This is a genomic window from Vibrio rhodolitus (genome assembly GCF_003350325.1).
Lineage (GTDB): Bacteria > Pseudomonadota > Gammaproteobacteria > Enterobacterales > Vibrionaceae > Vibrio > Vibrio rhodolitus.
Genome location: NZ_QLYZ01000018.1, coordinates 1 through 21357 on the forward strand (window position 1 = coordinate 1; position 21357 = coordinate 21357).

General features: G+C 44.4%; 21 protein-coding genes. 10 read left to right on the top strand and 11 right to left on the bottom strand.

Going from position 1 to position 21357, the window contains the following annotated elements; translation table 11 throughout:
• Window positions 1-176 (top strand): integrase core domain-containing protein (locus DPF93_RS15665; RefSeq protein WP_164675380.1); only part of this gene is annotated, 176 nt, incomplete at its 5' end.
• A 48-nt stretch (window positions 177-224) separates the two neighbouring features.
• On the opposite strand, the gene DPF93_RS15670 is transcribed toward DPF93_RS15665, so the two are convergent.
• From DPF93_RS15670 to DPF93_RS15680, 3 genes are all read right to left on the bottom strand, one after another.
• Window positions 225-1415, bottom strand: coding sequence for an amino acid aminotransferase (locus tag DPF93_RS15670; protein ID WP_114767061.1), 1191 nt, complete (start codon window positions 1413-1415; stop codon window positions 225-227).
• A 405-nt stretch (window positions 1416-1820) separates the two neighbouring features.
• Entirely contained in the window at window positions 1821-2120 is a 300-nt protein-coding gene (locus DPF93_RS15675; RefSeq protein WP_114767062.1) for a hypothetical protein, read from the bottom strand.
• Window positions 2121-2238: 118 nt separating this feature from the next.
• On the bottom strand, window positions 2239-2469 hold the full coding sequence (locus tag DPF93_RS15680) for a hypothetical protein (RefSeq protein ID WP_114767063.1): 231 nt from the start codon (window positions 2467-2469) through the stop codon (window positions 2239-2241).
• A 169-nt stretch (window positions 2470-2638) separates the two neighbouring features.
• Between DPF93_RS15680 and DPF93_RS15685 the strand changes: the two genes are divergently transcribed.
• Both DPF93_RS15685 and DPF93_RS15690 read left to right on the top strand, forming a co-directional pair.
• Window positions 2639-4060, top strand: coding sequence for an aminotransferase-like domain-containing protein (locus tag DPF93_RS15685; RefSeq protein ID WP_114767064.1), 1422 nt, complete (start codon window positions 2639-2641; stop codon window positions 4058-4060).
• 81 nt (window positions 4061-4141) lie between these two features.
• Window positions 4142-4366, top strand: coding sequence for a hypothetical protein (locus tag DPF93_RS15690; protein WP_114767065.1), 225 nt, complete (start codon window positions 4142-4144; stop codon window positions 4364-4366).
• A gap of 119 nt (window positions 4367-4485) precedes the next feature.
• Here the strand turns inward: DPF93_RS15690 and asnS are convergent, their stop codons facing one another.
• Together asnS and DPF93_RS15700 are read right to left on the bottom strand one after the other, a co-directional pair.
• The gene (asnS, locus tag DPF93_RS15695; RefSeq protein WP_114767066.1) at window positions 4486-5886 is read right to left on the bottom strand and encodes an asparagine--tRNA ligase; all 1401 of its coding nucleotides are present in this window, start codon (window positions 5884-5886) and stop codon (window positions 4486-4488) included.
• Window positions 5887-6074: 188 nt separating this feature from the next.
• Window positions 6075-7700 carry a methyl-accepting chemotaxis protein gene (locus DPF93_RS15700; protein WP_114767067.1) on the bottom strand — a complete coding sequence of 542 codons (1626 nt, stop codon included), beginning with the start codon at window positions 7698-7700 and terminating at the stop codon, window positions 6075-6077.
• A gap of 296 nt (window positions 7701-7996) precedes the next feature.
• Here DPF93_RS15700 and queD point away from each other — a divergent pair, with 296 nt between their 5' ends.
• On the top strand, window positions 7997-8359 hold the full coding sequence (gene queD, locus DPF93_RS15705) for a 6-carboxytetrahydropterin synthase QueD (RefSeq protein WP_114767068.1): 363 nt from the start codon (window positions 7997-7999) through the stop codon (window positions 8357-8359).
• A gap of 38 nt (window positions 8360-8397) precedes the next feature.
• Here queD and DPF93_RS15710 read toward each other — a convergent pair whose 3' ends face one another.
• The 4 genes from DPF93_RS15710 to DPF93_RS15725 all read right to left on the bottom strand — a co-directional run bounded on the left by DPF93_RS15710 (window position 8398) and on the right by DPF93_RS15725 (window position 12622).
• Window positions 8398-8862, bottom strand: a complete 465-nt coding sequence (locus tag DPF93_RS15710) for a GNAT family N-acetyltransferase (protein ID WP_114767069.1) — start codon at window positions 8860-8862, stop codon at window positions 8398-8400.
• A gap of 151 nt (window positions 8863-9013) precedes the next feature.
• Window positions 9014-10375, bottom strand: coding sequence for an L-serine ammonia-lyase (locus tag DPF93_RS15715; protein ID WP_075649054.1), 1362 nt, complete (start codon window positions 10373-10375; stop codon window positions 9014-9016).
• A 92-nt stretch (window positions 10376-10467) separates the two neighbouring features.
• Complete coding sequence (locus DPF93_RS15720) at window positions 10468-11721, bottom strand: aromatic amino acid transport family protein (protein WP_114767070.1); 1254 nt, start codon at window positions 11719-11721, stop codon at window positions 10468-10470.
• A 301-nt stretch (window positions 11722-12022) separates the two neighbouring features.
• Complete coding sequence (locus DPF93_RS15725) at window positions 12023-12622, bottom strand: CoA pyrophosphatase (RefSeq protein ID WP_114767071.1); 600 nt, start codon at window positions 12620-12622, stop codon at window positions 12023-12025.
• A 100-nt stretch (window positions 12623-12722) separates the two neighbouring features.
• On the opposite strand from DPF93_RS15725, the gene DPF93_RS15730 reads away from it, so the two are divergent.
• The 3 genes from DPF93_RS15730 (at window position 12723) to DPF93_RS15740 (ending at window position 15634) form a co-directional block, all read left to right on the top strand.
• Window positions 12723-13262, top strand: a complete 540-nt coding sequence (locus tag DPF93_RS15730; RefSeq protein WP_114767072.1) for a heme NO-binding domain-containing protein — start codon at window positions 12723-12725, stop codon at window positions 13260-13262.
• Between the two features lie 45 nt (window positions 13263-13307).
• Window positions 13308-14996 carry an ATP-binding protein gene (locus DPF93_RS15735; RefSeq protein WP_114767073.1) on the top strand — a complete coding sequence of 563 codons (1689 nt, stop codon included), beginning with the start codon at window positions 13308-13310 and terminating at the stop codon, window positions 14994-14996.
• Between the two features lie 437 nt (window positions 14997-15433).
• On the top strand, window positions 15434-15634 hold the full coding sequence (locus DPF93_RS15740) for a hypothetical protein (protein ID WP_114767074.1): 201 nt from the start codon (window positions 15434-15436) through the stop codon (window positions 15632-15634).
• Between the two features lie 73 nt (window positions 15635-15707).
• Here the strand turns inward: DPF93_RS15740 and DPF93_RS21205 are convergent, their stop codons facing one another.
• Window positions 15708-15950, bottom strand: a complete 243-nt coding sequence (locus DPF93_RS21205) for a hypothetical protein (RefSeq protein ID WP_123777560.1) — start codon at window positions 15948-15950, stop codon at window positions 15708-15710.
• Window positions 15951-16270: 320 nt separating this feature from the next.
• On the opposite strand from DPF93_RS21205, the gene DPF93_RS15745 reads away from it, so the two are divergent.
• Complete coding sequence (locus tag DPF93_RS15745; RefSeq protein ID WP_114767075.1) at window positions 16271-17593, top strand: anti-phage deoxyguanosine triphosphatase; 1323 nt, start codon at window positions 16271-16273, stop codon at window positions 17591-17593.
• 368 nt (window positions 17594-17961) lie between these two features.
• Here DPF93_RS15745 and pabB read toward each other — a convergent pair whose 3' ends face one another.
• A complete protein-coding gene (gene pabB / locus DPF93_RS15750) occupies window positions 17962-19326 on the bottom strand; it encodes an aminodeoxychorismate synthase component 1 (protein ID WP_114767076.1) in 1365 nt (454 codons plus the stop codon).
• Between the two features lie 175 nt (window positions 19327-19501).
• On the opposite strand from pabB, the gene DPF93_RS15755 reads away from it, so the two are divergent.
• Together DPF93_RS15755 and DPF93_RS15760 are read left to right on the top strand one after the other, a co-directional pair.
• The gene (locus tag DPF93_RS15755) at window positions 19502-21019 is read left to right on the top strand and encodes a fumarate hydratase (protein ID WP_114767077.1); all 1518 of its coding nucleotides are present in this window, start codon (window positions 19502-19504) and stop codon (window positions 21017-21019) included.
• A gap of 148 nt (window positions 21020-21167) precedes the next feature.
• Window positions 21168-21353: a hypothetical protein gene (locus DPF93_RS15760; RefSeq protein WP_114767078.1), complete on the top strand. Its 186-nt coding sequence runs from the start codon at window positions 21168-21170 to the stop codon at window positions 21351-21353.
• Window positions 21354-21357: the final 4 nt, after the last annotated feature.

Here is a 21357-nt window from a genome sequence, read left to right on the forward strand (position 1 = left end):
ATGCGTTGGCAGAGAGGGTGAACGGCATTTTGAAAATGGAATATCTCTTGCGAAAGCCTAAAGATGTAGCTCAAGCAAGAAAAATGGTCGCTGAGTCAGTAGAAATCTATAATCAGATGAGGCCTCATACAGCGCTAAAATACAAAACGCCCGATGAAGTACACCGAGCGTTTTAACTAAAAAGTGTCAACCCATATCAGGACGGGTCATGTTGATAGGGAATCTTACAGTACTGCTGCAATGCCTTGGCAAAGCGGTAGCATGTTTGCTTTTGTCATACCAGCAACGCTAATACGACCTGAGCCAACAATGTAGATACCAAATTCATCTTTAAGGCGTGTTACTTGCTCTTTGCTCAAACCAGAGAAAGAGAACATGCCATTTTGACGTTCGATAAAGCTAAAGTCGGCATCAACACCTTGCTCTTTTAGTGTTGCGACAAACAATTCACGCATTTCTTGAATGCGATCGCGCATCTCTTTAATTTCCGCTTCCCATTCTTCACGAAGATCTGCGTCGTTTAGAATGTAGTTTACGACTGCCGCACCGTGTGCTGGTGGGTTAGAGTAGATAGAGCGAATGATAGCTTTTACTTGAGAAAATGCGGTAGTAGCAACATCGGCAGACTCACCAACAAGAGTAAATGCACCAACACGTTCGTTGTATAAGCCAAAGTTTTTCGAGAATGAGCTCGCAACCAAAATCTCTTTATTGTACTTAGCAAAAGTACGTAGACCTGCTGCATCTTCTTCTACGCCAGAGCCGAAACCTTGGTAAGCAAAATCAAACAGTGGCAGTAGTTTTTTCTCTGCGACAAGTTTTGCTAGTGCTTCCCACTCATCTGCTGTTGGATCAATACCCGTTGGGTTATGGCAGCAGCCGTGTAGTAGTACGATATCACCAGCGTTTGCTTGCTCTAGATCCGCTACCATTGCTGCGAAGTCCTTATCCTTGGTTTCCGCGTTGTAGTAGCTGTATTGTGCTGTTTCAAGACCAGCAGCGGTAAATACACCGATGTGGTTTGCCCATGTAGGGTTGCTGATCCAGATTTTCACATCGCCAAGTTGGCGTTTAATGAATTCGCCAGCCACGCGAAGTGCGCCTGTACCACCTGGTGCTTGTGCCGTTTTCGCACGTTGCTCTGCCACGATTGCAGAGTCATTGCCAAATAGCAGTTTTTGCACTGCAAGACCGTATTCTGCGGTGCCTTCGATTGTTAGGTAAGACTTGGTTTTTTCAGTTTCAACCAATGCAGCTTCTGCTTTTTTTACTGTAGCAAGTACAGGGGTTTCACCTTGCTCGTTTTTGTAAATACCTACACCAAGGTTAATTTTTTCGGCGCGAGGGTCCTTTTTAAACTCTTCAGTAAGACCAAGGATAGGGTCTGCTGGCGCTGCAACTACTTTTTCAAACATAATCGTCATCCATGTTAATCGAAGGGATAAATACTGTGATCTGAATATTTATACCTTTATGAGTGACAAGTGACAACACTAAATGGGTAGAAAATAGAAATTTTATTCACTGCTGGTGAAATTGGAAATGAATCGTGGATTTTTTCTAAACAACACTCGCCATAAATGGCAGAGATTTCCGACATAACTTAGAAAACAAGTGCCAACTTAATAATCTTGTCTTGGATGCCAAAGTCGCTAATTGATTGTCAATTAAAGTAGCTTAAGGGTTTAGTGACTAAACGATGGTGCTAGTAGGGCTCGCATTATTGCCGAGTTTGAGGGGAATAGAGGCTTTTTATTAGTGAAAGAGCTATTTTCTGGATAAAGCGGTCAGTTTCACACGAGAAAAGACCGCTTAAAGCATTACTTTTTGAGCTGAATTTGAGATTCGTGTGCGTGAGTTTCAAAGTCTGGGTTATTCGACATAGCTTTAGTCGCCCAGTTGTTTAAATCAGCTAAGATAGCGTTTAATGCATGCTTTTTGCTGACAGTTTCATTATGAGGGACTTCGATCTCTGCTTTAGGGTGATGCCCGGTCGCTTCTTGCGCGATATGCAGCCAATCAGGATGCCAGTAGTAAGGTTGTCCAGATGGTGTCGTCCAAGCATGGACGCCGTTAGTTTCACCTTTGTATTGAATATCGTCTTCGTTGTACTTTTTCATTATTAGTGTCGCTTATCGTGTGGCTTGAGGTAGTTCACTCTTATTATGTAAATCTACCATATGTGCGCAAAAATAATGTGATGCCAACCGTTTTGGTTGGCATCGTATTGAGAATTAATTACTTCTCGTTGAGATGGTCGATAATGGCTCGCTTGGCATGCTCCTGTGTGGCGACTTCGCCTTGTGGGACGTCGAGCTGTTTTTTGGGATGCAGTCCCATTGCGTCTTCCGCAATATGTAGCCAGTCAGGGTGCCAAAAGTAAGGATTGCTGCCATCAGGGTGACTCCAGCTATGCACTCCTTGATGGGCACCGTTGTAAGAGAGATCATCCAAAGTAAATTGTTTCATCGTCACCTCGTCGTTTAGCTCTTTATTGCTAGTATGGGATATAAACTGCGCTTTTGCGTGCTGCTTGGCTAGCTCGAATTGTGACTAATTACTTTGCACTAATCGTTATGCATCGAGAATTTCTGATCTTGTCTGTGCTATGGTGCGAGAGATTGCATCAGAGGGAATTATGAATCGATATCAGCAATTAGCAGATTTAATTAAGCAACAAATTCAACATGACACGTGGCGAGCAGGGGAGCGGATGCCTTCGATTCGAGTGATCAGTCGCAGCCACTCTGTTAGTACGGGTACCGTATTGCAAGCTTACCAACAGCTTGAAGCGCAAGGATGGATTGTTGCCAAACCGCAGTCTGGCTATTTTGTTAGTGCAAAGCTCGACCGAGTTGAAGACCCAAAGCAAGACGCCTTGTGTACCTATCCCTCGCTCAATGATCGCTTATTTGAGTTTCTAAAATCCCACAATCAAGAACCGTTCTTGAAACTTGGTTCTGCTTTTCCAGAGCCAAACCTTTTTCCCTTGGAGGCGCTCAATCGCAGTTTAGCCAGTGCGGGTCGCAGAGCCAAGCCCGAGAGTATTTTGGCGCACATGCCTCCGGGGATTGAGGGACTAAGAAGGGCAATTGCTCAACGTTACATCCAGCAAGGTTTAAATATTAGTCATGATGATATTGTGATCACCTCTGGCGCGTTGGAAGCGCTTAATCTAAGTATGCAAGTTGTCACCAAACCCGGTGATGCGGTGGTAATAGAAATGCCAACATTTTATGGCGCTTTGCAATGTGTCGAGCGGCTAGGCTTAAAGGCAATTCCTTTGGCGCTGCATAGCAATCAAACCTCAGCTTTGGTGCAGTTAGAACAAGCTTTTAGCCAACACAATGTAACAGCTTGTTGGCTCATGAGTAACTTTCACAATCCAACCGGGCAGAGCTTGAGTGATGTTAGCAAACAAAAGATTGTGGAATTAGCGCGAAAACATCAGGTTCATCTGATTGAAGATGATGTTTATGGTGAGCTTTACTTTGCGCAAGATAAGCCAAGTAGCTTGAAGTCATTTGATAATGGGCAGCAAGAACAAGTGCTGCATTGCTGCTCTCTGTCAAAGAGTTTGTGTCCGGGATATCGCCTTGGTTGGGTGGTATCAAAACGCTTTCATCAACCGATTCAAAAACTGCAGATGATGTCGACGCTTTCAGGCAGTGCGCCTATTCAGCTGGGCATCGCTCACTATCTGCAGCACGGCAGCTTTGATAATCACCTGCGTAGGCTGCGCAAGACCCTACACCAGCGTACCCAGCACATGGCTGATATGTTGCGTCGATATATGCCAAGTTCAGTAGAGTTCACTCGGCCCCAAGGTGGTTATTTTCTTTGGTTAAAACTGCCAGATGGTGTAAGTGGTGAGAAGCTAAGCCAGCAGTTAGCGGAATATGAGATCACTGTGGCTAGCGGTAGCTTGTTTGCTAACAATAGTGAATGTGACGGTTTTGTGCGCCTCAATACTACATTTGCTCACTTAGCTGAAACGGAACAAGCGATTAAACAAATGGGTGATTTACTTCGCTTAGCGCTAAAGGAAGCAACTGTTTAGTCATTTTTGTTTAAAACTGTATTACGTCGTCTCCCCAAAAATGTGGTGCACTGCTTTTATTGAGAGAATAAGGAGTACACTATGGAAAAGCAGCAAGTGAACAATCAAATATTACTTATTGGCGTGGCAATCATCAGTGCGTTATTGGTGATCGTCGGTCATTTGATTTTAACCAAATCTTTTGTGCAGTTTGCATGGGTAGAGTACACCGCAGCAGCCATCCCGTTTGTGATGTTTGGCTTGTGTTTACTGGGCGTAAAATTGGCAACTCGCGCCCAGGATAGAGTAGATCCAAAGCAGAAGTGATGATGGGCGTGTCTGTCGCGATTAAAGTGCTCGCATGTAACTTTATAATATCTGCCCAAAACAAAAGAGACCTCCCGAAGGAGGTCTCTTAGATACTTGTAACGTCTAAGTCAAATGGCTTAGAAGTTTGCAGAGCGTGGTGTACGTGGGAATGGGATCACGTCACGAACGTTGCCCATACCAGTTACGTAAGATACTAGACGCTCAAAGCCTAGACCGAAACCTGCGTGTGGCACTGTGCCGTAACGACGTAGGTCGCGGTACCAGCTCATGTGCTCAGGATCGATACCTACCTCACGCATACGCGCATCTAGGATCTCTAGACGCTCTTCACGCTGAGAACCACCGATGATTTCGCCGATACCAGGTGCTAGTACGTCCATTGCCGCTACAGTCTTACCGTCATCGTTAGCACGCATGTAGAATGCTTTGATGTCTTTCGGGTAGTTCTTAACAATTACTGGCGCTTTGAAATGTTCTTCAGCTAGGTAACGCTCGTGCTCAGAAGACATGTCGATACCCCATTCAACTGGGAATTCGAACTCACGACCTGAATCAAGAAGAATTTGGATTGCGTCAGTGTAGTCAACTTGAGCAAAATCAGAAGAAACAAATTGCTCTAGACGAGTAATCGCTTCTTTGTCGATGCGTTGAGCGAAGAACTCAAGATCATCACGACATTCCGCTAGTACTGCGTTGAAAACAAACTTCAGCATGTCTTCTGCAAGTTTTGCTACGTCGTCTAGTTCTGCGAACGCAACTTCTGGCTCAACCATCCAGAATTCCGCTAGGTGACGGCTGGTGTTTGAGTTTTCAGCACGGAAAGTTGGACCAAACGTGTAAACTTTGCTCAGTGCACAAGCGTAAGCTTCAGCGTTTAGCTGACCAGATACTGTTAGGAAAGTCTCTTTACCGAAGAAATCTTCGTTGTAGTCAACTTTACCTTCATCAGTGCGAGGTAGGTTTTCCATGTCTAGCGTAGAAACGCGGAACATTTCACCAGCACCTTCTGCATCAGAAGCTGTGATTAGAGGAGCAGAAACCCAGAAGTAGCCTTGCTCGTGGTAGAAACGGTGAATAGCTTGCGATAGACAGTTACGAACACGTGCTACTGCACCCATTACGTTAGTACGTGGGCGTAGGTGAGCAACTTCACGTAGGTACTCAATAGAGTGACGAGTTTTCGCCATTGGGTAAGTATCAGCATCTTCAACCCAACCCACAACTTTAACTTCAGTTGCAGCAAGTTCGAATGCTTGACCAGCAGCAGGTGAATCCACAACCTTACCAGTTACTTCAACAGAGCAGCCAGTGGTTAGCTTTAGCACTTCGTCGTTGTAATTATTAAGATTATTAGGGACCACGGCCTGAATCGGGTCGAAACAAGAGCCGTCATAGATGGCAAGGAAAGAAATTCCAGCTTTGGAATCACGACGCGAACGGATCCAGCCGCGAACAGTTACTTCACTGTCTACTGCTAGCTTACCGCTCAGTACGTCTTTTACAGGCGCGTAAGTCATGTTAACAATAATCTCCATTGAGGATTAGGGTAAAAATTTAACCCAATGTCTGAGCGATGAATCTTGCAGTCATTTGACCGAAATTTCGCCAAAACATTGGGTTGTCATTACTTTTTCATCGAATGAACATATTACCTGTCAATTCGATTGCTTCAACCTTTATTATCGATTTCGCGTCGATAATTCCGCTATTTTTTTACGTCATGGCTGTGACCTAACGAAAATTGGTTGATAAGTTGCTCGAGACGCTCGGAGAGCTGCTCTAAGTCTAGGCTAATATCCCGCGTTTGTGAGGCCAATTGCGAGGTATCATCAGCATGAGAGGTAATGGTATCCACTTTACCTTGAATGTGGTGGCTAACCGAAGATGTTGTATGTGTCTTCTGTTGTATCTCTCTCGTATGATCAAGCACTTGATGCATTTCATTAACCACTTCGTGCATAGTGGTCGACAAGCTTTCTACATCTTCAGAGCGTTGATGGGCTTGGGCGCAAACTTGGTCAACTGACGCCAGCGATTCTTGGCTGCCTTGTTGGAATTGCTCGATGATGCTTTCAATATTTCCGGTGGCTTCAGCGGTGCGTGCTGCTAAGTTACGCACTTCCTCTGCAACGACGGCAAAGCCACGCCCTTGTTCACCCGCGCGCGCCGCTTCAATAGCTGCATTCAGCGCCAACAAGTTGGTTTGTTCAGCGATGCCGCTAATCACTTCCAGAATCGAAGACACTTCGGTTGTCTGATCGTTGAGCGAGGTGATTTTCTCTTTAACATTATCAATCGAGCCTACAAGTTGTTTGATGTCCTCGCTAGCACTGTGCGCGCTTGCCGCACTTTGCGTCACCACTTCAACGGTGTGATTGACCAAAGAGGTCGCTTCTTGGGTTGCTTGCTCGGTATGGCTTTGTTGCTCAAGCATATTGTTAATGTTGCTCTGAACATCATTGGTTTCTGCTTGTTGGTTATTCGCGGCGTCATCGGTAGATTGTGCTACGTCAGTCAAACGACTGGCAGAGCTGGAGAGAGAGTGGGTGGTTTGTTGCACCTTGTGCAGACTGTCACTTACGGTATCCATAAACGAGTTAATCGAGTTGGTTAGCAATCCAATCTCGTCTTGCTGCTTTGACTCTAAACGACCGGAGAGATTTTTTGACTCAGAAACCTGTGACATAAACTTAGAAGCAGCTTGTAATGGTGTGACAACGATTTTGCGCGTTAGCGCCATAGTCAAAACGAAACCGATGAAAGTGATAGAGGACATGATAGCCACGGCGATCATCGCCTGTTTGCTGACCATGGAATTGACGTGGTTCATATTGTACTCAAGGCGAATCGCGCCCAGTACTTCGCCTTCTGGCGCTGCGTGGCAGCCCACACAGTTGGTTCCGCGATAGTTCAGGCTAGATTTCATCGGTAGAGCGACGACCAAACCTTTGCCCCAATCGGATTGGATCGGTTCAATTACCAATTCACCCGCGAGGGCGCGTTTATCAATCTCATCAACGGGCGCTTGATTTGCACCGCCAGGACCATAGATTTTGTTCACAGCTTCGGCGCGTAAAACGCGCACCTCTTCGATGCCATCTTGAGCCATGGCTTTTTCGCGTAAGGTCTCTTTTTGTGACATGGTGCCGGTAAGCATCATCATATTGAGACTATCGAAGTAATTGCTTGCTTTATCGTGTAGTTGTTCGCTTAAGACGTCGTGAATAAGTTCTTTTTGTTGCTTGTATTGATAGAAAGTTGAGACCGCGAGTACACAACCAAAAACCAGTACTAACGCGACTAAGAGCTTAAAAGTAATTGTTGAGCGCATGAAAAGTTACTTTTTATTAGAATGGACGTAACAAGTTTAAGGAACTGACGCAAGTGTTGTTACAATAAGGTGTTTTTATTGTGACCATGCACGAGGTGGGGTTATTGTAATTGTGATGTGATTAACATGTGGTCATTCTGTTGTCGTGACGACAAAAAATCGACGCAGATATAATTCGATGTGTAAAATAATGAAATTATTTAAGCAAATAAGACAAAATAAGTCTCCTTCATGCGGTAGAGATGAAACAGCAAGTCCGCTAAGATGTGACATCAATTTTTAGTTGGGTAACCGAGATGAAAACAGAGTTGTACAAAGAGTTTATGTTTGAAGCCGCGCATCATTTGCCTCATGTTCCAGAAGGGCATAAGTGCGGTCGTCTACATGGACACTCTTTTTTAGTTCGTCTTTACGTTGAAGGGGAAGTGGATCCGCATACTGGCTGGGTGATTGATTTTTCGGAGATCAAGTCTGCATTCAAACCGATCTATGATCGCCTTGACCACTATTATCTCAACGATATTGAAGGTTTGGAAAACCCAACAAGTGAAGTGCTGGCGAAATGGATCTGGCAGCAACTAAAACCTTCATTACCTTTGCTAAGTAAAGTTGAAATCAAAGAAACCTGCACGGCAGGCTGCATTTATAAAGGGGAATAACCCCTTAACTCTTATAAAAGCCAATCTCAGATTGGCTTTTATAATCGATGGCGCATAATGCGCTCTTTGCCGTTTTTCCCATAAAACAGCTTAGCTTCTTCACTAAAACCGACCGCGGCAAAAAACTTTTGTGACGCTTCATCAGCAGCAGGCAAAGTGACGCACAGTGAGTCACTGTTGGCATCGATAGCATTTGCGTAGACAAACAGCTTCTGCATAGCCTTACGACCCCACCCTTGGCGTTGGTAACGCTTATCTAACACCATGTATTTCAACGCGAGCTCGTGTCTTCGGGCAAACGTAGCCGAGTGGGAAAATGCTTTATCTAGGACTAAATAGCCAATAGGGTGCTGCTCGGCATACAGCGCGAGAATCACTTCATATTTGGAACGGTTATGGTAAGCCTGCTCAAAGGGTAGGTGAGCGGCTTTTTGCTCTGCCAACACTTCAAGCTGCATTAAACTGGCAAAATCTTTTAACTTAGCCGGCTTGATTGCAATCATATAGCCTCATTGATACTGCAATGTTCAATCTCAGTTATGTATTGAACTGGACTGATACAAAAATGGCGACCTCAAGAGTCGCCATTATATCGTCAAATATATCAATAGAGTATGACTCTAATAATATTTCGACTGGTGATCACTATTAAAGTTAGCAGATAACTTTAATTGCCAAACCACCTTGAGAAGTTTCGCGGTATTTCGCGTTCATATCTTTACCAGTTTCTAGCATCGTCTCGATAACTTTATCTAGAGATACTGTTGGTGCAGATGAACGACGAAGTGCCATGCGCGTTGAGTTGATTGCTTTTACTGCAGCAATACCGTTACGCTCGATACATGGTACTTGAACCTGACCAGCAACTGGGTCACAAGTTAGACCTAGGTTATGCTCCATCGCGATTTCAGCCGCCATACATACTTGCTCTGGGCTACCGCCCATAAGCTCAGCAAGACCAGCCGCCGCCATAGAACATGCTACGCCAACTTCGCCCTGACAGCCTACTTCAGCACCAGAGATAGAAGCGTTACGCTTGTAAAGACCACCGATCGCGCCAGAAGCTGCGAAGTAACGGATGTAATCTTTTTCAGTTACGGTTTGGATGAACTTGTCGTAGTACGCTAGAACAGCAGGGATGATGCCACATGCGCCGTTAGTTGGAGCCGTTACAACACGACCGCCAGCTGCGTTTTCTTCGTTAACTGCGAAAGCAAACATGTTTACCCAGTCTACAACTGCCATTGGATCGTTAGAGGTTTTCTCTGACGTTAGTAGCTGTTGACGCAGTGCTGCTGCACGGCGAGGTACACGTAGTGGTCCAGGTAGAATACCTTCTGTATTCATACCACGATCCATACCTTCGCGCATTGTTTTCCAAATGTTAGCAAAGTAAGTGCGAGATTCTTCGTCAGAGTGAAGTGCCGCTTGGTTCTTCATTACCAAAGTACTGATAGAAAGACCGTGCTCTTTACACTGGTTCACTAGCTCTTCAGCAGTCGTGAATGTGTAAGGAACCTTGATTGGGTTCTCTTCTTCTTTACCGAAGTTCTCTTCATCGACGATGAAACCACCACCGATTGAGTAATAAGTCTTAGAGTATGCTACTTCGTCATCAATCCACGCGTGGATCTGCATGCCGTTTTCGTGTAGCGATAAGTTAGTAGTATGGAAGTTCATACCACCATCTTTAGGGAACGATACTGTGTGACAGTGCATGCCAACAGGAAGGCGCTCAGTTTCTTCTACGCGAGCAATAAAGCCCGGAATAGAGTCGATATCTACTTTCTCAGGGGTATTGCCAGCAAGACCCATGATGATAGCGATGTCTGTGTGGTGACCTTTCCCTGTCAGTGATAGTGATCCATAAACGTCAACGGTGATTTTAGTGATGTCGCGCAATTTTCCCATTGAACGAAGATCATCAATAAATTCTTTACCCGCTTTCATTGGACCAACAGTGTGTGAGCTAGAAGGACCAACGCCGATTTTATAGATGTCAAAAACACTAATCATATCGATTACCTCATAAGTAAGCCTCCCGTCAAAAGGGAGGCTTAATTTCATTATACTTTTTTGCTTTAGCTACCAGTTATAAGGGCTGGTAATTAAAGAGCGCCGTAGATTACAGAAGTAATCGCTGCAAGACCACAGATAACTGTGAAAAGCTGTACAGGTGCTGAAGTTTTGTACTTAGCCATTGCTGGTACTTTGTGCATCGCGAATACAGGTAGGATGAACAGGATAGCCGCGATCATTGGTGCGCCCATTGTTTCAATCATGCCTAGGATGCTTGGGTTAACAATTGCAACGATCCAAGTAGTGATAACGATGAAGATTAGAGAACCTTTCTCGATCTTGCTTACCGGAGTAGAAGAACGAGATTTGATTAGACCTACTAGACCTTCGTGTGCACCTAGGAAGTGACCGAAGTAGCTAGAAGTAATCGCAGCGAAAGCAACAACAGGACCCATGTAAGAGATGATTGGGTTGTCGTGTACGTTAGCTAGGTAAGATAGTACAGAGATGTTTTGCTCTTGTGCCATTGCTAGTTGCTCTGGAGATAGAGATAGAACAACAGAGAACACGAAGAACATAACGAAGCCCATTAGCATCATCGCAGCGCCACCAGTGATAGCGTCAGTTTTCTTAACTGCGTCGTCACCGAAGTTCATGCGTTGTTCTTTTGAGAACTGAGAGATAACAGGGCTGTGGTTGAATGAGAACACGATGATTGGAATTGCTAGCCAAACAACTACAGGCATAGAGCTGAAGTCTGGTGCAACTGACATCATTGAAGTGTTCCAATCAGGAATTAGGAATACAGATAGAGCTAGTAGGATGAATACTAGTGGGTAAACCATCGCTGAAGTTGCTTTCAGCATTAGCTCTTTACCGAATACTACGCCCGCAGTCATCGCAAGGATAAGCGCGCCAGAAAGTAGCCAGCGAGGAATTGATTCCATACCCATTTGGTTAACTAGGAAAGAGTCAACCGTGTTAGTGATACCAACACCGTAGATAAGAACGATAGGGTAAATAGCGAAGAAGTAAGCGAAAGTGATTAGGTTCGCGCCAGTTTTACCGAAGTGTTCTTCAACAGTATCAGTGATGTCTGCTTCTGGGTTCTTTGCAGAAAGAACGAAACGAGCTAGTGATTTGTGTGCAAACCAAGTCATTGGTGCTGCAATTAGAGCAAGAACAACTAGAGGCCAGAAACCGCCAGCACCTGCTTTGATAGGTAGGAATAGTACACCTGCACCTACCGCAGTACCGAATAGTGATAGACACCAAGTGAAGTCTTTGTAAGTAAACTTACTAGACGATTGCTCAGCCGCAGCTGAAGTAGTAGTAGAGTTCATATTTGGGATACTCATTTTTTGGGAACAGGAAATAAGTCGGGTGCAATTCTGCAAGAAAGAATTACATAAAAATTAGATCTAAATCATAAAACGATGGGGATGCGCTAATGATATTCCAAAAAGGAGTTTTTTGTCACGAAAATGACGTGCTACACGTGATTTTTCTTAATGCCTCGCATTAGAAAAACTTATTAAAATGATGAGCTGTATTTATTTTGTTCATAGCAAGCGTTTGCGTCAAACGCCCGTTTTAACCGTATGAAATGTCAAAAAGAGACTAAATTCGCGAAGTGAATTATTTTTATACTAGTTGCGCTTGTAATGCTTGAATGATTTGTGCCGTCATCCCCCAAATAAAGTGCTGACCGTAGTTGATACCGAACACCTTATGCTGATCTTGGTTGATAAAAAACGTACTACTTTTGAGCTGTTGCGGATCTAAAATAATCTCAAGTGGCACCTCAAACACCTCATCGACTTCGTTTTGGTCGATACGAGTTTGGTAGTCTGCTTGAATAAAAGCTAAATAGGGTGTGACAGAAAAACGGCTAATGGTTGGTAACGCCGCCATTTGCCCAAAAACGTCAATTTTGTTGGCTGTAACGCCAATTTCTTCAAACGTCTCACGCAACACAGTTTGCATTAAAGAGTTATCACTTGGCTCAAACTTGCCACCAGGAAAACTAACCTGCCCGGGATGATGCTTTAAGTGGTTAGCCCGTTTAGTAAATAGCACGTGCAGTGCGCCATCTCGTTCAACAAACCCTATTAAAACGGCGGCTTTGCGCAGGGGTGTATCTTGCAACAACGCGAGCCGTCTTAGCGAACCTTCATGGTATGGAACTGGTTGCTTAAATTGAAAGTGTTGAATTAACGCATCTCGACTGGTGGGTAAGCGCACAATTCCTCCCGTATCTATTTGAAAAAGCCGTTTTTATGGATCATGCTTTGAGTTGTGAGCATCGAAACTTTACTTGGGTATAACATAAAAAGGCGGTCAGATGAAAGGAATCATATTTACCGAGTTTATGGACTTGGTTGAAGATAAATTTGGCTTAGAAGTGTTGGATCAGGTGTTGGATGGTGCCGGTGACGAGGGAGTATATACCGCCGTTGGAAGCTATGATCATCGTGATTTGGTTAAACTTATCGTCAAACTGAGTGAAATCACCGAGCTTCCACCGGAAACACTACAACAAGTGTTTGGCCAATCAGTATTTAATAACCTTTATTCCACGTTACCTAATTCTGCTAGTTTGCACGAGTGTAAGAACAGCTTCCAATTTGTCCGTTTAGTGGAAGATTACATCCATATCGAGGTCAAAAAGCTCTATCCAGAAGCAAATCCACCTAAGTTTGAGTTTATCTCTGAAAGTGAAACCGAACTGGTTTTTGATTATAAAAGCGCGCGCTGTATGTCGCATGTGTGTTTAGGGTTAGTGCAGGGCTGTGCCGATCACTTTAACGAGCAACTGGAAATCGCGATGGATGATCAATCCTCCAACAACAGCCATGTTCGTTTTCATCTCACGCTAGTGTGATAAGGAAGAGATGCTTAGGAACAAATTGAGTAGTCGAGTAAAGCAATGACCAATAGTGCTCTGGAAAGGAAAATCGCTCGAGAAAAAGCCTCACGTAAGCAGGCTGAGATGCTATTGGAACAAAAAAGCTTGGAGCTGTACGAGGCTAATCAACAACTTAAGCTGGTGCTCGACCAATTAGAAAACCAAAACCTCAAAGGATTGCAAAAGCTTGAGTTAGAAGGTTATATCAGCGCCTCTCTTATCCACTTTGGACGTTCATTTTTAAGCCGCACATTAGATGATGGATTGCTGTCGAGCTTTGTTGAGCGTGTCAAAGCTTGTAAGTTACTCAGCGACGTTGGCTTATACCTAAAGCCTGACTTACTTCCCAGTGTTATTGCGACAGAATTTGGTTCATATTCCTATCAAGCTCCACTGGTGAAAAGCGCCAAACCTAAGTGGGAGGGAAATCGACTATCTCTGCCGTTAAAAATTGAACGTGGAATGGTGGGAGAGTTCACCGTCGACATTGAGCCCAATGATATCGAGCTCGACTTTATTCAAAGTCAGATGGAGCTGGTTGTTGAGCTGATTTGTAGTGCGATTAGTCGCCAACTGATGGTGACCAAAACTCAAATGGCGCGCAAGCGTGCTGAAGAATCTGAAAGGGCGACTAAAGAGTTCGTGGCGATGATAAACCACGAGCTGCGCACGCCGCTTAATGGTCTTCTGGGTAGCGCTGAACTGCTCTCTGATACCCCACTTAACCCAGATCAACGTACCATGTTGGTCAACCTTACTCATTCAGGCGATCTGCTGCGTCATATCATCAATGACCTGCTTGATTTCAGTAAAATAAGTGCCGGGATGATGGAGCTTTTCCCCAGCAAGTTCACTTGGCATGAAATGAAGCAAATGCTAGAGGGGATTTTTTCGCCCAAAGCGCAAGAAAAGCAGATCCTATTTCTAATCGAAGAAGCCACATCAATGCCACCAGCCTTTGTCGGTGATTTTGAGCGTATTAGCCAGATCTTGGTTAACTTGATTGGTAATGCGGTGAAGTTCACTGCCTCCGGTAAGGTTGAAGTGGTGGCGAGTTGGCACGAGACAGAGCTACAAGTTACGGTGACTGATACCGGTTGTGGAATAGAAGCACGTGCACAAGAGCGATTGTTCGATCCCTTTGTTCAAGCAGATAGAACCGCAAAGCGAACCTATGAAGGAACAGGCTTGGGGCTGGCTATTTGTAAAAATTTAGTTGAGTTGATGGCAGGTAGTATCAAGCTAGAGAGTGAAGTAGGTGTTGGCAGTGAGTTTACTATTGTTTTACCGCTTGAAACTGCAAGTGTAGCCGTTATTCGCGATGGTCAAAACGAGCAGGAGCAACGTGCGCTCGATAGCCTCGCTATTTTGGTGGTCGATGATATTCGCATGAACCAAATCATTATTAACCAGATGCTGAAAAAACTCTCGATTGTGCCAGATACCGCAGTAAATGGGCTTGAAGCGTTAAAGGCAGTAGAACAGGGCAGTTACGATTTGATCTTTATGGATTGTCGTATGCCGGAAATGGATGGCTTTGAGGCTACCAGCTATTTAAGAGAACACAATTATACTCGACCGATTGTAGCGCTTACCGCTGGTACCACCTTGGAAGAGCGTGAAAAGTGCATCGATAGTGGAATGGATGATATTTTGACTAAGCCGTATACCGCGGCGGATCTTAAATCGATGATTGAGAAGTGGGTGTGATGTTTCACTTTTTTGAGTATCGATACTTTCTTAGTCAACATACAGTGGTATGTCCTGCTTTAAGCCTCATCGCTATCTTTGTTTTTTATGTCAGCAGTCCAGTTACTCTTTGTCTTGCCAAAGAGTAACCAGAAAAGCGCTTTTGGCTCACTGATGTTGTCCGGTCGGTTTTAGGTGTTCCCGACACCGAAAACCTAAAAATACATCCTGTATTTTTACCTAGTGGTTCACTTCTCTTATGCTTAATTCTGGCAGTTCCTTTTGTAGGGACAGACGCAATAAGCCCTTTCAGAAATGCAATGTAAGCTTACTGGCTTTAGATGGGATGTGGCGTTGACGATGAGGGTATAGAGGCGCATGCTTTTTAATCCGCGCAGAGCAAGGTTGGATCTGGTCAAGATTGTTCTGTGGCATGCATCTATCGAAAGGGCGAACACATGAACAAAATTTTTCTGCTAGTTATGGGGCTACTTTTTACCAGCCGACTGTTTGCCAGTATCGGTCCGCATGTTCACCAATTAGAGCATGATGCACCAATTCTTCTTCGTTCTACGCTCATCGTTGGGGTGGCGGTTTATCTAGTTTGGATGGGGCTGAAGTATTTTAGAAAGGGTAAAGTTTCTTCGGAAAATGAATAGCGAGTGGGCGTATTCCAATCTCTGCTCGCTCTTTTGTATGTCCTGCTTATCGTTTTATCGCTATCTTTGCTTTTTATGCAGGTAATCCATTTACTCTTTGTCTTGCCAAAGAGTAACCAGAAAGGCGCTCTGGGTTCACTGATGTTGTCCGGTCGGTTTTAGGTGTTGCCGACACCGAAAACCTAAAAATACTTCCTGTATTTTTACCTAGTGCGTTACTTCTCTTAGGGATAGTTCTAACTGTTTCTTTTACAAGCACAGATGCGTTAGTTTCTAGCGGTTTGAGTGTTGGTGCTGTGGCATGGGGTTGTTGCATGTCCTATGTCCTGCTTATAGCTTTGTCGCTATCTTTGCATTTTATGCAGGCAGTCCAGTTACTCTTTGTCTTGCCAAAGAGTAACCAGAAAGGCGCTTTTGGTTCATTGGTGTTGTCCGGTCGGTTTTAGGTGTTCCCGGCACCGAAAACCTAAAAATACTTCCTGTATTTTTACCTAGTTGAGTTACTTCTTTTAGGTATAGTTCTGGCGATTTCTTTGCAAGTACGGATGCAATAATTCCTGAAGTATGTACTAGTAAGGCTACGTTAATATCTGGTAGAGTGGTTTAACTTTGTTGCATATTTAAAGGGTATAGATCATGGATGAATGGGTAATACGTCAAAGTGATAGAAAACGAAATTCGGATACTGAGCACGAGTATTTGTACAGAATAGATCAAAGTAGGGTGATTAACTCCGTAGCTTTTCGTAGGCTTCAATCTAAAACTCAAGTACACGGTGTTGGTGAATGTGACTTTTTCAGAACTCGATTAACCCATTCAATGGAAGTAGCTCAAGTAGGTAACTCGATAACTCATCGCCTAAAATTTATTGCCGAACAAAGAGACTGTCCAAGTAAAAAATGGCTCGCACCAATCCCTTTAATTGAAACAATTTGTTTAGCTCATGATTTAGGTCACCCTGCATTCGGTCACAATGGAGAAAGGACTCTCAACTATTTTCTACATGGTGATGGAGGGTTTGAAGGCAATGGGCAAACATTTCGAATATTAACTAAGCTTGGTGAATATTCGAGCGACTTTGGCTATAACCTCACGCGTCGTACCCTGCTAGGTGTTATCAAGTACCCTGTACTTCATAGCCAGTTGAACCGCCAATACCCAAAATCAGAAAAAATTGCTGATATAGATATCGGAAATTGGTCACCTCCAAAATGTATTCACGATACAGAAAGCGAAACGCTAGATTGGGTACTAAGCCCATTTACTGATCGAGATAAGGAGCTATTTACATCTGTTAGAGAAGTAAAAGGTAAGCTGAAATCTCAATTCAAATCGTTTGACACAAGTATCATGGAGTGTGCTGATGACATCGCATACGGTATCCATGACCTTGAAGATGCGCTAGTCATGCAGCTTTTACATCGAGATGAAGTATGTGAAAAACTCGCCCATGAACTTGAGGAACTATCTATATTCGTTACTAAGCGATGGGGTAGCACTAATAAGAATTACCTTTCGAATAAATTAGCATCTTGTCGCTTAGAAGATACTAAAGCTGCTATTAGCTGCATTATTAATGCACTAGTAAACGGGACGACAATAAGTAAACAGGATAAGTTCGAAAGTCCACTATTGGATTTCCAGTGTACGATGGATAGTGAAAGACAAGAAATACTTGGTTCTTTCAAAGATTTCGTTTACGAGCAAGTAATATCTCAACCTAGTGTTCAAACGCTGGAGTTTAAAGGTCAAAAAATAATTACTGATATTTTCTTAGCGCTTAAATCAAAACCGTACGCGCTTTTACCAAAAATTGTTCAAGAGAAATTATCTGAAGAGGCTAGCTTAGATCGTGTAATAGCGGATTACATTTCTTCTATGACAGATACGGAAGCGTGTAAGCTGTACCAAAGACTTTTTACTCCAGAACAAGGTTCTATATTTGCTCCGTTAGTCTAAGTTTATCGCGATTATTTCAGAGAAACTAAGCTTTTTAATGAATTATAACCTGTTATAAGTAACGGATATTAATAGTTTACTAGCCAATACAACCGCAAGAATAGGCAAAAATACAGGACGTATTTTTAGGTTTTCGGCGTCGGGAACGCCTAAAACCGGCCGGACAAAGGCAAAGATACAAAAGCGAGTTTCTGGTTACTCTTTGGCAAGACAAAGAGTAACTGGCCCGCTGGTATTGAGCGTAAAGAGAACTTCAACACTTAAAGCGGGACAAACCACCGCGCTCATCTCAAAACATACTGATTTTACAAAAGAGATTCCCGCTTCCACGGGAATGACAGGGTAGGATATGAAAGGGAAAAACCCCCTCACGATAATACCGGCAAAATCCGACTCAACTTATCAAACGTCTCTTGATATTCCGAATCCGCTTGGCTATCAGCCACTAAACCGCCGCCGGCCCAAACATGTAACTTGTCATTTTCTGCCACCAGTGTACGAATCGTAATACTGGTATCCATACGGCCATGACGGCTGATGTAACCAATGCTACCGCAGTAGGCGCTGCGTCGGTGCGGCTCAAGTTCTTCGATAATTTCCATTGCGCGCACTTTCGGTGCGCCGGTAATCGAGCCGCCAGGGAAGCTGGCGCGTAACAAATCTAAGCAGTGATATTTCTCATCCAGCTCAGCCTTGATGGTACTAACAAGATGATGCACCGCAGGGAAGCTTTCGATATCGAACAGTTTAGGCACATGCACAGTACCAGGTTTTGCCACACGTCCAACGTCATTACGCAGCAAATCGACAATCATCAGGTTTTCTGCTTGGTCTTTTTCCGCTGCAGCCAGCTCGTTGGCTGAAGCGAGATCTTGTTCAGGATCGCTAAATCTTGGGCGGGTGCCTTTGATGGGTTTGGTTTCAATAATACCGTGGTTTACTTGCAAAAATCGCTCTGGCGAAACACTTAAAATCGCGCTGTGCTCAGTTCTGACAAAAGCAGAAAAAGGCGCTTGGTTTACTTGCTCTAATTGGCAGTACGCTTGCCATTCCGAGCCTTGGTAACTGGCACTAAAGCGCTGTGCGAGGTTGATTTGGTAACAATCACCTGAAAGCAGGTACTCTTGTACTTGAGCAAACTTTTGCTCGTACTGCGCCTTACTCATATTGGATTGCCAATCAGCGGTTAAGGCAAAGGGTGCTTCATCTGTTGCTTGTTGTGATTGCAGCCATTGCCAATGCTGCTCAATGTTTTGCCCAACAACCCACGCTTGTTGCTGTTTATGGTCAACGATCACCGCCCACTCGTAAATGCCAACAGCCATATCTGGGCTGGTGAGATCGTGCTCGGCAAGGCTTGGTAACGCTTCAACCCGGCGACCTAAGTCATAAGCGAAGTAGCCTAGTGCGCCGCCAATAAAAGGCAGTTCACCTTGATAATCGAGTGTACCAAGTTGGCTTGCAAGTTCTTGCTCGATAAGCTGAAAAGGGTCTTGCTGCGAGTGATAATTGTCGTTGCCACTACACACATGGGTATCGTCACCGTGAGTCACTAAGGTAACCAGCGGGTTAGCTACCAAAATATCAAATCGGCTGTCGACGTGTTGCTGTGAAGCAGAGCGCAGTAACATCGCCCAATTTTGCGTCGAGATAGGCGCAAACAGCGTTTGAGCTAACTGATTTGAGTATTCAATCTGGTTGATCTGTAAGCGATTTGGTTGTGTGTTATTCATTTGTTTAAATTGTGACAAAGAGATCGTTCACTGCGTGGCGTGTTGGGAAAAGCAAGAGTATCATAACCAAAATAGAACCCGCTACTTAGAATAAAATCGGATGACAAAGTTTTGTTGGATTGTCGGAAGCAATATTTAACAAAGCGGGGATAACGGAAGCAAAAAGAGGCAAGTAATGACAGTAATCCGCAGAGAGGATGTGATCAGCAGCGTAGCTGACGCTCTTCAATACATTTCTTATTACCATCCACTCGATTTCGTTCAAGCCCTAGAACAAGCTTACCACCGTGAGCAGAGCCAAGCGGCAAAGGATGCCATCGCCCAGATTTTAATTAACTCACGTATGTCTGCAGAAGGTCACCGACCAATCTGCCAAGACACGGGTATCGTGACTTGTTTCGTTAACATTGGCATGGCAGTGCAATGGGACGATACAGACATGACCGTGCAGCAAATGGTTGATGAAGGTGTGCGCCAAGCTTACACCAATCCTGATAACCCGCTGCGCGCTTCGGTACTAAAAGACCCGGCCGGTAAGCGCATTAACACCAAAGACAATACGCCAGCCGTGGTGCACATAAACATGGTGCCGGGCGATAAAGTCGAAATTCAAATTGCGGCCAAAGGCGGCGGCAGTGAAAACAAAACTAAGATGGTGATGCTCAACCCATCCGATGATATTGCCGAGTGGGTAGAGAAAACGCTGCCGCTAATGGGCGCAGGTTGGTGTCCACCAGGTATGTTAGGTATCGGTATTGGTGGAACCGCAGAAAAAGCAGCCGTGCTGGCTAAAGAGTCTTTGATGGAGCACATTGATATTCATGAGCTGATTGAGCGCGGCCCACAAAATGCAGAAGAAGAGCTGCGTTTGGATATCTTTAATCGTGTTAATCGTCTTGGCATTGGTGCACAAGGTTTGGGCGGTTTAACCACAGTGGTTGACGTGAAAATCAAAACGGCGCCAACCCATGCGGCTTCTAAGCCAGTGTGTTTGATCCCTAACTGCGCGGCAACTCGCCACGTGCACTTTACTCTAGATGGCAGCGGTCCTGCTGAGTTGACGCCACCTAAGCTAGAAGATTGGCCAGATATTACTTGGGAAGCGGGTGAAAACACGCGCCGCGTAAACCTAGACACCATCACTAAAGAAGAAGCGATGGAGTGGAAAACCGGCGAAACCGTTCTGCTTTCAGGTAAGATCTTAACTGGTCGTGATGCTGCGCATAAGCGCATTCAAACCATGCTAGAGAGTGGTGAAGGCTTACCGGAAGGTGTCGATTTTAAAGGCAAGTTTATTTACTACGTAGGTCCTGTTGATGCGGTTGGCGATGAGGTCGTTGGTCCTGCGGGTCCGACAACATCGACTCGTATGGATAAGTTTACTGACCTTATGCTAGAGCAGACGGGCATTATGGGCATGATTGGTAAAGCTGAGCGTGGTCCTGCAACGGTAGAATCTATTAAGCAACACAAGTCGGTTTACCTAATGGCTGTCGGCGGCGCGGCTTACCTAGTGGCGAAAGCGATCAAGAAAGCGCGCGTAGTGGCGTTTGAAGATCTTGGCATGGAAGCAATCTACGAGTTTGAAGTGGAAGATATGCCAGTGACGGTTGCGGTTGACTCACGTGGTGCTAACGCGCACCAAATTGGTCCGGATACTTGGAAAGTTAAAATCCAAGAGATGGAAGCCTAGTTAGCTTTTAACTATAGATGTAAAGTGCAGCAATTGCTGCACTTTTTGTCTCTACACTGACAATACTCTTAGGGCTTTGTCTTGCAGTCACTTAGCTATCGGCATAAGCTACTAGAGTAATAAATCACAATAAGAACTAGGAGAATTCATGCCACGCTTTATTCAGATCCTTCAAATCATTATCGCAGCCGTTGTTGCCTTTTTCGTTGGGTATGACTTAATCCTACACGGGATCAGTATTTTTGATGAAAAGTACGTCACTATCACGTGTGTGCTATTTGTCTTGCTAGAGATCGCACTATTTGTAATCTACAAGTTGATTGAAGACGACTAGACCT